The 12327-nt window shown below is 36.4% G+C and carries 11 protein-coding genes; 7 read left to right on the top strand and 4 right to left on the bottom strand.

The window, feature by feature from the left end:
• Positions 1-93 precede the first annotated feature (93 nt).
• The 4 genes from DRZ96_RS03795 to DRZ96_RS03780 all read left to right on the top strand — a co-directional run bounded on the left by DRZ96_RS03795 (position 94) and on the right by DRZ96_RS03780 (position 4838).
• On the top strand, positions 94-1137 hold the full coding sequence (locus DRZ96_RS03795; protein ID WP_112889633.1) for a Fic family protein: 1044 nt from the start codon (positions 94-96) through the stop codon (positions 1135-1137).
• 212 nt (positions 1138-1349) lie between these two features.
• Entirely contained in the window at positions 1350-4103 is a 2754-nt protein-coding gene (locus DRZ96_RS03790; RefSeq protein WP_112889632.1) for a heavy metal translocating P-type ATPase, read from the top strand.
• Positions 4100-4369, top strand: a complete 270-nt coding sequence (locus tag DRZ96_RS03785) for a metal-sensing transcriptional repressor (protein ID WP_005955077.1) — start codon at positions 4100-4102, stop codon at positions 4367-4369. The genes DRZ96_RS03790 and DRZ96_RS03785 overlap by 4 nt, the downstream gene beginning before the upstream one ends.
• A 7-nt stretch (positions 4370-4376) precedes the next feature.
• Positions 4377-4838, top strand: a complete 462-nt coding sequence (locus tag DRZ96_RS03780) for a hypothetical protein (RefSeq protein WP_112889631.1) — start codon at positions 4377-4379, stop codon at positions 4836-4838.
• Between the two features lie 46 nt (positions 4839-4884).
• Here DRZ96_RS03780 and DRZ96_RS03775 read toward each other — a convergent pair whose 3' ends face one another.
• The gene (locus DRZ96_RS03775; RefSeq protein ID WP_172605456.1) at positions 4885-6285 is read right to left on the bottom strand and encodes a phospholipase D-like domain-containing protein; all 1401 of its coding nucleotides are present in this window, start codon (positions 6283-6285) and stop codon (positions 4885-4887) included.
• 20 nt (positions 6286-6305) lie between these two features.
• Positions 6306-6722 (bottom strand): hypothetical protein, encoded by a 417-nt coding sequence (locus DRZ96_RS03770; protein ID WP_112889629.1) that lies wholly within the window; start codon positions 6720-6722, stop codon positions 6306-6308.
• Between the two features lie 108 nt (positions 6723-6830).
• Between DRZ96_RS03770 and DRZ96_RS03765 the strand changes: the two genes are divergently transcribed.
• From DRZ96_RS03765 to DRZ96_RS03755, 3 genes are read left to right on the top strand one after another with little or no spacing between them, the layout of a single operon-like run.
• Positions 6831-7220 (top strand): GntR family transcriptional regulator, encoded by a 390-nt coding sequence (locus tag DRZ96_RS03765; RefSeq protein WP_112889628.1) that lies wholly within the window; start codon positions 6831-6833, stop codon positions 7218-7220.
• Positions 7210-8052 carry an ABC transporter ATP-binding protein gene (locus DRZ96_RS03760; protein ID WP_112889627.1) on the top strand — a complete coding sequence of 281 codons (843 nt, stop codon included), beginning with the start codon at positions 7210-7212 and terminating at the stop codon, positions 8050-8052. Before DRZ96_RS03765 ends, DRZ96_RS03760 begins: the two co-directional genes overlap by 11 nt.
• Positions 8049-8702, top strand: coding sequence for an ABC-2 transporter permease (locus tag DRZ96_RS03755; protein WP_112889626.1), 654 nt, complete (start codon positions 8049-8051; stop codon positions 8700-8702). Before DRZ96_RS03760 ends, DRZ96_RS03755 begins: the two co-directional genes overlap by 4 nt.
• Positions 8703-8752: 50 nt before the next feature.
• Here the strand turns inward: DRZ96_RS03755 and DRZ96_RS03750 are convergent, their stop codons facing one another.
• Together DRZ96_RS03750 and DRZ96_RS03745 are read right to left on the bottom strand one after the other, a co-directional pair.
• On the bottom strand, positions 8753-10597 hold the full coding sequence (locus DRZ96_RS03750) for an ABC transporter ATP-binding protein (RefSeq protein WP_112889625.1): 1845 nt from the start codon (positions 10595-10597) through the stop codon (positions 8753-8755).
• Positions 10584-12320: an ABC transporter ATP-binding protein gene (locus tag DRZ96_RS03745; RefSeq protein WP_112889624.1), complete on the bottom strand. Its 1737-nt coding sequence runs from the start codon at positions 12318-12320 to the stop codon at positions 10584-10586. Before DRZ96_RS03745 ends, DRZ96_RS03750 begins: the two co-directional genes overlap by 14 nt.
• Positions 12321-12327: the final 7 nt, after the last annotated feature.

Genomic DNA, 12327 nt, shown 5'->3' with positions numbered 1-12327 from the left:
TGCTTGATATCCTTCCGAGGAAGAAAAATTATCCCATAAAAATATTTTTTTCGCATAAAACATGCTATAATTTATGCGAAAAGGGAGGTTTTTATGCGTAAATTTGATTATAGTTTATTGAAAGAAAAAAAATGGGATGCTGAAATCTTAAATTATATTTCACAAATTAGTGAGTATAAGGGAAGACAAGAATTATACTTAAGCCAGAAACCAGCAGTTCTCGATAATCTAGTAGAACTTGCTATTATACAGAGTACCCAAAGTTCCAATGAAATCGAGGGAATAAGGACAACTGATTCCAGAATAAAGGACTTAGTAAATAAAAAAGTTGCTCCAAAAAATAGAGATGAAGAAGAAATTATTGGTTACAAAGAAGTCCTATCTACAATTCATGAATCTTTTGATTATATCCCAATAAATTCAAAAATAATTTTACAACTTCATAGAGACCTCTACAAATATTCAAACAAATCAATTGGTGGAAAATATAAAAATTCACAAAATTATATTTCGGAAACAAGAAAAGATGGAGAAACTATAGTTAGGTTTAGACCTCTTGATCCCTTTGAAACTCCACAAGCAATTGAAAAAATTTGTCAAGAGTACAATAGAGAAATTGACAAGGGAGAAATAAACCCCCTAATACTAATTCCAATTTTTATACACGATTTCTTGTGCATCCACCCCTTCAATGATGGAAATGGAAGAATGTCAAGGCTTTTAACAACTTTGTTATTATATAAGCTAGGTTATGTCGTAGGACGATATATAAGTCTTGAAGAAAAAATAGAAAAAACCAAGACAAATTACTATCTTGCCCTAGAAAAAAGTGGTGTAAATTGGCATGGAAATAGTGAAGATCCAACATTTTTTATAAAATATATTTTGGCTATTATACTTGCTGCCTATAGAGATTTTGAAGATAGGGTAAATATTTTCGATACAAAGCCATCGTCACTTGACCAAGTTTTAAATGCTATTGATAAAAAATTAGGAAAATTTACCAAGAGTGAAATCATGGAACTTGCTCCTGCAATTAGCAAGTCCTCTGTGGAAAAATCCTTAAAAGAATTGTTAGAAAAAGATATAATTGAGAGACATGGAAGTGGAAGGGCAACCTATTATACAAAAAAATAATTTAGATAATATATTTAGGATAAGATTAATATCTTGTCCTTTTTATTTTTTTTAAAACTTATCCCATAAAAATAAAATTTTACCCGTAAAAAACCACGAAAATTATGAGTATTTTAAAGATATTAAGAAGTCTTATCAAAAACTTGTAAAAAAGTTCTTTTAGTGTTAGTATAAAAATAAAGGAACACCCCTAGGGGGGTATAGGAGGTAATATGGAAAAGAAATTTGATGTCAGTGGCATGACTTGTTCGTCTTGTGTCGCCAATGTCACAAAAGCTGTTGAAAAGCTTGATGGTGTAAGTGGCGCCAACGTCAACCTCATGACCAACTCAATGAAGGTAAATTTCGATGAAAATATAGTAGATGATGAAAAAATTATAGGTGCTGTGGAAAAGATTGGCTATGGAGCAAGCCCAGCTGGTGAAAAAACAAAAAGTGAAGATAAACCACTTGATGACAGGGAGAAGGCCCTAAAGCACAGGCTTATATCTTCAATTATCTTTATGGTGATTCTCATGTATATAGCCATGGGTCCTATGATTCACTTGCCAACTCCAGGAATCTTTCATGGAAGAGAAGGGGCTATTATCTTTGCCTTTTCACAATTTCTCTTGGCCCTTCCTGTAGTCTACATCAACAGGGATTTTTACATCTCTGGATTTAAGGGACTGAAGAACAGGGCTCCAAACATGGATAGCCTTGTTGCCATTGGTTCTCTTGCAGCCCTTGTCTATGGAATCTTTGCCATTTACATGATGGCCTATGGCTTTGGCCAAGGAGACATGGAACTTGTAGATTCTTACAGGCACAATCTTTATTTTGAGTCTTCAGCCATGATTCTTACTCTTATAACTGTTGGAAAATACTTGGAAGAAAAATCCAAAAACAAGACAAGGTCATCTCTTGCAAATTTAATGGACCTTGCCCCAAAAATGGCAACAGTAATAGAAGATGGCGAAGAAGTTGTGAAGAATATTGAAGATGTAAGAGTGGGAGATATCTTGCTTGTAAGGCCTGGCGAATCTGTGGCAGTTGACGGCAAGGTCATCGAAGGTGCATCTTCTCTTGATGAATCAGCGGTGACTGGAGAGTCAATACCAGTTCAAAAGTCTGTGGGAGACAAGGTAATCTCTGCTTCCATTAACACAACTGGGTCCTTTAAGTTCAAGGCAGAGAAGGTTGGAGAAGACACAACTATTTCTCAAATTATAAAATTAGTTGACGAGGCCAACCAGTCCAAGGCTCCTATAGCCAAGCTTGCAGATGAAATTGCCGGGGTCTTTGTGCCAGCAGTCTTAATTATAGCTGCCCTAACCTTTGTAGTTTGGATGGCTCTAGGTTATGGATTTGAAAATGCCCTTAACTTTGCAATTTCTGTTTTGGTTATTTCTTGTCCTTGTGCCTTAGGCCTTGCAACACCAGTTTCAATAATGGTGGCAACAGGCAAGTCTGCAGATTTTGGACTTCTCTTTAAAAATGCAGAAGTTCTAGAGAATCTCCACAAGATTGATGTAATCGTAATGGATAAGACTGGGACAATCACTGAAGGAAAGCCAATCCTAACAGATATTGTGACAGACTTAGATGAAGAGAACTTCTTAAAAATTGCTGGATCTATAGAAAAAAATTCCCAACATCCATTGGCTTCAGCAATTATAAATTACGCACAAGAAAATGATATAGACTTAGAAGAAATCACTAACTTCAATTCAGTTAGTGGCAGGGGCCTAAATGGAGAGATTGCAGGAAATAAGTATCTTGCAGGAAACCTTGAATATATGCTTGAAGAAAATATTGACCTTAAGGACTTTAAGTCCAAGGCAGAAGAATTAGCAGGAGAGGGCAAGACTTCCATGTACTTTGCCAATGAAAGTGAAGTCATGGGGATAATCTCTGTAAAGGACTTGCCTAAGGAGTCATCAAAAGATGCAATTAAACTCCTAAGAGATATGGGCAAAAAAATTATTATGCTAACTGGAGACAATGAAAAAACTGCAGAAGCAATTGCTGATGAAATTGGAGTTGACGAGACTCTTGCAGGACTTCTTCCACAAGATAAGAACAAGGAAATCGACAAGATCCAAAAATCTGGCAAGAAGGTCCTAATGATTGGTGACGGGATCAACGATGCCCCATCCCTTGCCAAGGCCGACATAGGCATGGCAATAGGTCACGGGACAGATGTGGCAATTGAGTCATCAGACGTAGTCCTAATGAGGTCAGACCTCTTAGATGTTGTTTCAGCCCTTGAACTTTCCAAGGCGACAATAAAAAACATCAAGCAAAATTTATTCTGGGCCTTTTTCTACAACACAATTGGAATTCCTCTTGCTGCAGGTCTCTTATTCCCAGCCTTTGGGATAAAACTTTCCCCAATGTTTGCAGCCCTAGCCATGAGTTTGTCCTCAGTCTTTGTTGTAAACAATGCTTTAAGGCTAAGAAGGTTTAAACCAAGGGGAGTGAAGAGATCCTTGGAAGAAGCAAATTCTTCAAGTGAAAAAGAAATTGCAAAAGAAGAAAATCTTATAGAAAAAAATGAAAAAAGAACTAAAATAAAAGTAGAAGGTATGACGTGTGGCCACTGCGAGAAAAGAGTTGCTGATGCCCTAGAAAAAACTGGCAAGGCAAAAGATGTTGTGGCAAGCCACGAAAATTCTTCTGTAGAATTTATAGACCAAGGTCTAAGCCCAGAAGAAATAGAAAATGCCATTGAAGAAGCAGGTTATAAAATTATTAAAAATAAAGGAGAAGATAATATGGAAAAAATTTTAAATGTTGAAGGAATGTCTTGTAACCACTGTAAAGCTGCAGTAAGAAAGGCTCTAGAAGGTCTTGACGGAGTAAAAGAAGCTGACGTTAGCCTAGAAGAAAAGAATGCAAAAGTAGAACTTGACAAGGACGTGGCAGATGAAGCACTTGTTAAGGCTGTTGAAGATGCAGGATATACTGCAAAAATAGCAAAATGAGAGCTGACAAGGAAGTCCAACTTAGGAAATTAAAAACTGTCAGGGGACAAATTGATGGCCTTATAAAAATGGTGGAGGAAGACAGGTACTGCCTAGACGTCTCCAACCAGCTCATGGCCTCAATCTCCATCCTAAAAAATATAAATAAGGATGTCCTGACAGCCCACCTAAGGGGTTGTGTCAAGGATTCCTACTCCAAGAGCCAGGAAGAAATTGACGAAAAAATCGAAGAAATCAACACAATTATAAATAAGTTGTCAAAGTAGGCTTGATATGAAATTTAAAAAAATATGTTATTTGTTTCTGGTCTTAATTTTTCTCACAGCTTGTAAGAAGGATGAAAGTCACGAGATAAAATTTTCCACTGGAGAAGTTTATAAGTTTCAAGATTTATCTGTGGAAGTAATAGCTGATGAAGAAGATATGACTACAAGAGAGATTTTTTCTTCTGAAGGCAATGAAGAAAAGTTAGGAGAGATAATAAGTCTCTTGGAAAATTGCAAAGTAGTGGACCAGGGATATTCCTATGCTTCAATCCCAGGTTACAATTCTTTATTAATTAATCTACACAATAAAGATGAGGAAGATACAATATATATGTACAACTCAGAAAGAGATAGGGACACAAATAAATTTCACTATTCTTTTTATGGAAAGCTTGGCGGCCAAGAAGGCCCTGCACTCTTATCCGATGACGACTTGATTTCAGAAATAAAGTATATAGTTGATAAATAAAAAAGATCACGGTAATTTTTACCGTGATTTTTTTATGTTTAAATTTTTACCAGGTGCAGAGGCCTGTTTTTTCTTGGATTTTCCAGAGAATCCTCATAATAAATCTACTTTCATAAAAGTCTTCGATAGGTAAGGTGTAATCGCCATCTTTATTATTCCAAATTCTTGTGTAGTAGTCTTTCATATCTCTTGCCATTGGTGAATCTTTTTTCATTTCAACTGCAAGATTTGTCTCAAGGTTAAAGTTATCCAAGTTTCTCCTTGTATAGTTGGCTGATCCAAGGATGGCAAGGGGATTCTTGTCCTTGAAGTCGAAGTAAATAAATTTTGTGTGGAACTGCTCTCCAGATGTTTGATACCAGCGAATATTTATGTCAGGATAGTCTTCCTTTAACTGACTAAGGGCAGGTCTGTTGGGTGATCCATTTTTCTCAAGTCCAAAGGCATCCTTGTTTAAATCTGCAATGATTTTTACATCAACTCCACGCTTTGCAGCTTCGCCAAGTTCTCTTAAAATCCTAAATTCTGATAGATAGAAGATTCCGAGATTTATCTCGTCGCCCTTTTTTGTTTCCTTAATATTTTTTGAAATTTCATCATAAATTTTTCCTTCAGTGATGACCTTTAGCTTGTAAGGAGAAGTGACTTCTTCTGCCTTAAAATTTTCTATTACGTCAGGTAATTTGTCAAAAAATATGGACTCAGACTTAATTAAATCTTCCATGGACTTGCCACGAAAGACCATGGCCACATTGGAGTGGTGGGCTGATGGGTCGTGGGGATTTGCCGATGCAACTAAAGCTTCCTTTTCTGAAATCAAGACTTTCCTGTGGTTGCCCTTGAAGTTGGCAAGTTTTAAAATTGACCTAATATTTACCTTGTCGGCATCCTTGTCAAAAAAGTTTTTGATCCAGCCGCCACCATATGTTCCAAACCACTGGATATAGGCCCTGTAAATTCCAGATACAAGGGCGTTGGAGTCACGCATCTTGTTTAAGTCAGTGACTACCACTTCAATTCCATTTTCACGAAGCCTCTTCAGATTATCTTCTTCATAGGCCCCGTAAAAATTATTTATTGGGTCTGTGACAAATAAAATTGGCATTTCAGGATTTTCCTTCTTCTTTGCAATTAAGAGGTCCGTCATATCCTTTACTTGACTTGGGAAGGTCATGGAGTCTGGGTACTCGTCGTTAAAGAGGAAGAAGTCCAGCATGAGAAAGTCCTGGGCATTCTTTATAAGGTCCATCTCGCGTTTAAAAATCCTCTTCTCGTGAAGTCTCTTTCCATCCTTTAGATAGGTCAAGTCATACAAAAACTCGCAATCAGCATCCCTAAAGTCAGATGAAAGGTTGGTGCCAGGGGGATTTTTTGTATTCAAGCTGTATATAATTGGAATAATAATAAGTAGTAAAATAATTATCATAATTTTCTTTTTCTTTTTCAAAATCTTCTCCAAAAATTAAATTAGTTTGTGGGGATCAGGTCTTGGACCCTTGTCCCAAGCTTTCCATATTCTCTATCAAATTTAATATAATATTTTCCTGTATTTTTATATCTAATATAAAAAGAAATTTCTTCTCCATTTCTCAAGTTTTCATTTTTGCTCCACTCAATGCTTGGGTTGTGAAGGATTTTTTCTATCTCTTCTCTGTCATTCTCATTTTTTAAACTGACAATTTTTGGATATTCAAGGATTTCTATCTCAGCCTTGCCAGACCCATCGTAGCCAGTGAAGTGAAACTGAATTGTGAGAGGGTCCATGGTCACATAGGCGTCAGGCTTTCTTAGCTTTAAATGATAAAAGCAAGTGGAAAATATTATTAAGCTTGCAAAAATTATAAAAGTCACATTCTTTTTATTTCTTAAGTTCTTCTTAGCCATCAATAAGCCCTCCTTTTCCCCTATTATATCAAAAATATTTATAAAAAATTAAAATAATTGACAAACTGTTATAGACTGTTATATAGTGTTATGTAACAAGGAGGCAAAATGAAAATTATTTTAATAAATGGATCCTCAGTTCCTCTTTATGAACAGATAAAGAATGCCATAAAAGAAAATATCTTAAAAAACAAGGTTAAAGAAGGAGAACAGCTTCCTTCTGTAAGGACTCTTTCTAAGGATCTAAAGGTCAGCATCTTGACAGTGAAGAAGGCCTACGACGAATTAGAAGAAGAAGGCTTTGTCGAGTCTAGGCAGGGACTTGGGACTTTTGTGGCAGGCAAGGACTCAGAGGTCAAAAGAGAAGAATTACAAAAAGAATTGGAAAATCACTTGCAAGAAGCCATAAAATTATCTGCCGATTTAGATTTAGATAAGGAAACAATTTTGGAATTATTTGAATTTTTATACAAGGAGGGCTTGGACTATGACGAATAAAATTGAAGTTAAAAATTTGAAAAAGACCTATGACAATTTTGTCTTGGGAGAAGATTCCTTTGAAATAAAAAAGGGATTTATCACTGGATTTATTGGAAAAAACGGAATGGGAAAGACAACAACTATAAAGTCTCTCTTGTCTCTAATAAATTATGATGGAGAAGTATTTGTGGAGGGAGAAGATGCAAGGAATTTAAATTATCTTCAAGATGTGGGGATAATTATGGACGACTCCTTCTTGTCAAAGGATTGGAAGATTTCTCTTGTAAATGAAGCCATGAAGTGTGGTTATGAAAATTGGAAGGAAGAAGAGTTTTTTGAATATGTCAAAAAATTTGGAATAGAAAAAGATAAAAAAGTTAGGGAATTATCTCGTGGAATGAAGATAAAACTTATGCTTTCTATTGCCCTTTCTCACGAGGCAAATCTCTTGATTTTAGATGAGCCAACAAGTGGACTTGACCCAAGTATGCGAGATGAACTCACAGATATTTTAAAAGACTTTGTGGAAGATGAAAATAATACAGTGCTTTTTTCCACCCACATAACTGAAGACCTAGACAGGATTGCCGACTATATTATTTTTATTGATGATGGAAAAATAATTGATTCATCTAGTAAGGAAGAATTCTTGGAAAAATATTTGGTCCTAAAGGGTGGATCAGAGGACAGGGACCTTTTAAAAGATTTTGATGTCCTTGGCATAAAAGCAAACTCAACTTCCTTTGATGCCCTTGTAAAAAATGTAGAGAGAGAAAAAATTCCAGAGGACTTATTTGTCGAAGAGCCAGATATAAATAAAATTTTAGTTTTATATGGGAGGATGAAATGAAAGATATAAAGAAGATTGTAAACTTAGACTATATTTCCATAAAGCCCTATTTTACCCTCAAAAATTTAATAATAATGATTTTCTTGTACTTGGTCTACTTCTTTGTAACAAGTAATCCCTTGACTGCAAACTCAGCAATCCTCATATTTTCTATAGTTTATTCTTCCTATCCCTTTTTAATAGGAGAAGAAGCAGGGAGCGACAGTCTTTATAGGATCTTTGGCATAAAATCTGAAAAAGTTGTTCTAGGCAGATATGTTTTTGCCTTGGTTTTATTTATCTTTGCCCTTTTAATAAGCATAGTTTTCTCCATAATTTTTTCTTTCTTTGTTGAGACCGCTGACATCAGAGAGTTTTTGGCGACAACTTTAGCTTATCTCCTAGTCTATTTAGTTTTTATTTCCCTTAAGTATCCACTTTATTTTAAGTTTGGATACAAGAAGGCTAAGTCCATTTCGGCTTTAACTTTTGTCTTAATTGGTCTACTTTCTTTTCTTGTTATGGCTCTCAAAGATTCTTTAAATGACCTATTTCTATTTATGGAAAACAATATTTTTATGACTTTACTAATTTCACTATTACTTGTTTTGCTAATAGTATTCATGTCTATAAAAGTCTCACAAAAATTTTATAAGAAAAGAGATTTCTAAAAGAAATAAGGTGTTGGAAATATCCAGCACCTTATTTCTTTTATAAAATTTTATTCGTCGAAGCCACCTGTATAGAGTTTGTAATAGATTCCCTTTTGTTCAAGTAGGTCGGCGTGGTCGCCTCTTTCTACTATCTCGCCATTTTCCAAGACGATAATAACGTCTGAGTTCATAATTGTTGAGAGCCTGTGGGCGATGACAAAGGTTGTTCTGCCCTTCATGATTTGGTCCATGCCCTCTTGGACAATTTTTTCTGTACGAGAGTCAATTGATGATGTTGCTTCATCTAGGATCATAACTGGTGGGTTGTAGATTTCTGCTCTTGCAATAGATAGGAGCTGCATTTGACCTTCAGATAGTTCGCCACCTGAACCACTTATCATGGTGTCATAACCATCCTTTAGGTTCTTGATAAAGTCGTGGGCGTTAGTCCTCTTTGCAACTGCAATAGTTTTTTCCATGTCAACATCTTCCACAGAGTAATTTATATTTTCTGCAATTGTACCTGTAAAGAGGTGGGTGTCTTGGAGAACCATGCCAAGTGATGAACGAAGGTGGTCCTTCCTAATCCTCCTAATGTCTATGCCGTCAAAGGTGATTTCTCCACTGTCGATTTCATAAAACCTGTTTATAAGGTTGGTAATAGTTGTCTTGCCGGCACCTGTTGCCCCAACAAAGGCAACCTTTTGGCCAGGTTTTGCATAAAGATTTATATTTTTTAGAATTTTCTTCTTTCCATCGTAGGAGAAGTCAACATTTTTAAAGCGAATGTCCCCCAAAAGCTCTCTATACTCGTCAGTCTTAAGGTCGTGCCAATAATATTTTTCTTCTCCATCAAGAACTTTTACAACTTTTTCAACTTCGCCAGAGTAGTCTTCTGGCTCAACTTCAAGGAAGTCAAAAATTCTTCTGGCACCTGCTATGGCAAGGACCACAGAGTTGATGTTACCACCAATTTGTCCCATGGGACCTGTTAATGTCCTTGAAAGTTGTAGGAAGGAAGCCACCACTCCAACAGTGATGCCAAAGCCACCGTGAACTGCCATTAGGCCACCGATTAGGGCAAAGAGAATGTACTGAAAGTTTCCAATTCCAAAAATTATTGGGAAGAGGAAGAGTCCCAGCCTATTGGCTATCATGGTGTTTTCCATTAGCTCTTCGTTGATTATCCTAAAGTCTTCTCTTGCATTTTCTTCATGGTTAAAGACCTTTACAACTCTTAGGCCGTCAATCATCTCTTCGATGTAGCCGTTAGTCTTGGCAAGAGATTTTTGTTGGTTCAAGAAGAAGTGAGAAGACTTGCCACCAATCACATTCATGGTAAAAATCATAAGTCCCACTGTCAAAATTATTATAAGTGACAGGAAGAAGGACTGTGAAAACATGGCGATTAAGACCATGATAATTGTCATGGCAGAGGACACAAAGGATGGGAAGGACTGGGCTATCATTTCCCCAAGAGCCCTGACATCATTTGTGTAGTAGGACATAATGTCTCCGTGACTATTCCCATCAAAGTAGGAGACAGGTAGGGACTGCATCTTCTTAAACATAGTCTTTCTCATTTCGCCAAGAGTTGTTTCAGATATTGAAACCATAAGTCTTGAATAGGTGAAGGAGCAAATAACCCCAATCCCCAAGAATATTCCCATCTTAATTAACATGGACAAGAGATTAGAGAAATCTGGGTTTGAACTATTTACCAAGGGGATGATGTAGTCATCAATTAAAAATCTCATGAAAAGTGACACAGAAATTGTGGCAAAGGATGAAATTATTACCATGAGGGCAACTCCTAGGAGTTTAAACTTATGCCTTTTAAAGATAAAGGAGAATAATTTTTTTGCCGCTTCCTTATTTTCAGGAGATGTAATTTTTGTCTTATTCTTCTGCATCAAAATCACCGTCACTTTCTTGAGTTTCATTAATTTCCCTATAGATTGGACTCGTTTCTATAAGTTCTTCATGTCTTCCTATAGATTCAATTTCTCCAAGGTCAAGGACTAGGGTGTAGTCAGTGTTCTTTAGGGACTTGATCTTTTGTGAAATCAAAATCTTTGTCATGTCTGGTCTCAACTTATTTAAAGAGGAAATTATTTTTTCTTCAGTCTTGTTGTCAAGAGCAGAAGTTGAGTCGTCCATAATTAAAATCTTTGGATTCTTTAATATTGACCTTGCAATAGAAATTCTCTGCCTTTGACCACCAGAGAAGTTTGTTCCTCCTCTTTGAACCTTCATGTCTAGGTCCTTTTCAGGATCGATGAAGTCGTCACAGGAAGCAATGTAGAGGGCTTCTTTTAACTCTTCGTCACTTAGGTCATCTCCAGCCCATTTTAAATTTTCACGCAGAGTCCCAGTGAAAAGTTGATTTTTTTGTAGGACTACAGAAACTTGGTCACGAAGAGACTCTAAGTCATAGTCACGCACATCTTTTCTCCCAACATAGACAGTCCCCTTTGTTGGGTCAAAGAGCCTTGCAATAAGACTAATGAGTGTAGACTTACCAGAACCTGTTGGTCCAATCATACCCACATAGTCGCCAGGATTTATCTTTAGATTAATATTTTTAAGGACTGACTTTTCTAGGTCTCCAGAATAAGAAAAGAAGACGTCATCAAAGACAATTTCTCCGTTTTTTACTTCCTTAACAGAGTCTTCTGGGCTGACAATAGAAGGTTTAGTTGCAATAACTTCGTTGATACGTCTTATAGAGTTTCTCGCAATTGTAATTTGAACTAGAATCATTGACAGCATAAGAAGGGAAATTTGAATTTGAATTGCGTAAGTCACAAGACCTGTCAAGGCTCCAGTTGTCATCTTGCCAGCCACAATAAAGTGACTTCCCAACCAGGCAATTAATATTGTCATGAGATAGGTGGAAAAGTTCATTAAAGGATTGGAAAAAGCTAGGAGCTTGGAAGCCTTGATGTAATTATTTTGTAGGTCATCAGAAACTTCATTGAACTTTTGAATTTCCTTTTCTTCTTTTACAAAGGACTTAACCACACGAATAGCAGATAGGTTTTCTGACACATCTGTGTTGAGCTTGTCTGTAATCTTAAAAACTTTTTCAAAAATTGGATAGGCTCCTTTTATTATAAGTCCCATCCCAATCCCTATTAGGGGGATGATAATAACAAAAGTCGGAGCAAGGTCCCTTGAAAGCCTAAAGGACATGATAAAGCAAAAGATTAGGGTAAGGGGCGAACGGATTGCCATCCTTATAGTCATTTGAAAGGCCATTTGCACTGATTGGACATCAGTTGTCATACGAGTGATAAGGGAACCAGACTTAAACTTGTCCATATTCTCAAAGGAAAAGTCTGTAATGTTTTTAAACATTGAGGCCCTCATATTTTTTGCAAGACCACTTGATGCCTTAGTGGCAAGATAGCCCGAGATCAATCCAGTGGCAAGGGAAATGCCTGCTGCAATAAATAAAATTATTCCGTACTTAATTATATTTTGAGAGGAGTTAATCAAGATCCCCTGGTCTATTATTTTTGTCATGAAGAAGGGGATTGATGCGTTCATCAAGACCTCTAGCAAAACAAAAAAAGGCGAGAGCACAGCGTACTTTTTATACTCGCCTAGGTTATCGAAAATTACTTTTAACATATAACAC

Origin of the sequence: Peptoniphilus harei (assembly GCF_900454685.1) — a bacterium.
Classification (GTDB): Bacteria; Bacillota; Clostridia; order Tissierellales; family Peptoniphilaceae; genus Peptoniphilus_A; species Peptoniphilus_A harei.
This window is presented reverse-complemented; position numbering and strand designations above follow the sequence as displayed.

What these genes read in the sequence shown, in the direction of transcription:
- DRZ96_RS03790 (WP_112889632.1), top strand. Translation starts at nt 1,350, where the DNA reads ATGGAAAAGAAATTTGATGTCAGTGGCATGACTTGTTCGTCTTGTGTC.
- DRZ96_RS03780 (WP_112889631.1), top strand. Translation starts at nt 4,377, where the DNA reads ATGAAATTTAAAAAAATATGTTATTTGTTTCTGGTCTTAATTTTTCTC.
- DRZ96_RS03760 (WP_112889627.1), top strand. Translation starts at nt 7,210, where the DNA reads ATGACGAATAAAATTGAAGTTAAAAATTTGAAAAAGACCTATGACAAT.
- DRZ96_RS03750 (WP_112889625.1), bottom strand. Translation starts at nt 10,597, where the DNA reads ATGCAGAAGAATAAGACAAAAATTACATCTCCTGAAAATAAGGAAGCG.
- DRZ96_RS03785 (WP_005955077.1), top strand. Translation starts at nt 4,100, where the DNA reads ATGAGAGCTGACAAGGAAGTCCAACTTAGGAAATTAAAAACTGTCAGG.
- DRZ96_RS03755 (WP_112889626.1), top strand. Translation starts at nt 8,049, where the DNA reads ATGAAAGATATAAAGAAGATTGTAAACTTAGACTATATTTCCATAAAG.
- DRZ96_RS03770 (WP_112889629.1), bottom strand. Translation starts at nt 6,722, where the DNA reads ATGGCTAAGAAGAACTTAAGAAATAAAAAGAATGTGACTTTTATAATT.
- DRZ96_RS03765 (WP_112889628.1), top strand. Translation starts at nt 6,831, where the DNA reads ATGAAAATTATTTTAATAAATGGATCCTCAGTTCCTCTTTATGAACAG.
- DRZ96_RS03795 (WP_112889633.1), top strand. Translation starts at nt 94, where the DNA reads ATGCGTAAATTTGATTATAGTTTATTGAAAGAAAAAAAATGGGATGCT.
- DRZ96_RS03745 (WP_112889624.1), bottom strand. Translation starts at nt 12,320, where the DNA reads ATGTTAAAAGTAATTTTCGATAACCTAGGCGAGTATAAAAAGTACGCT.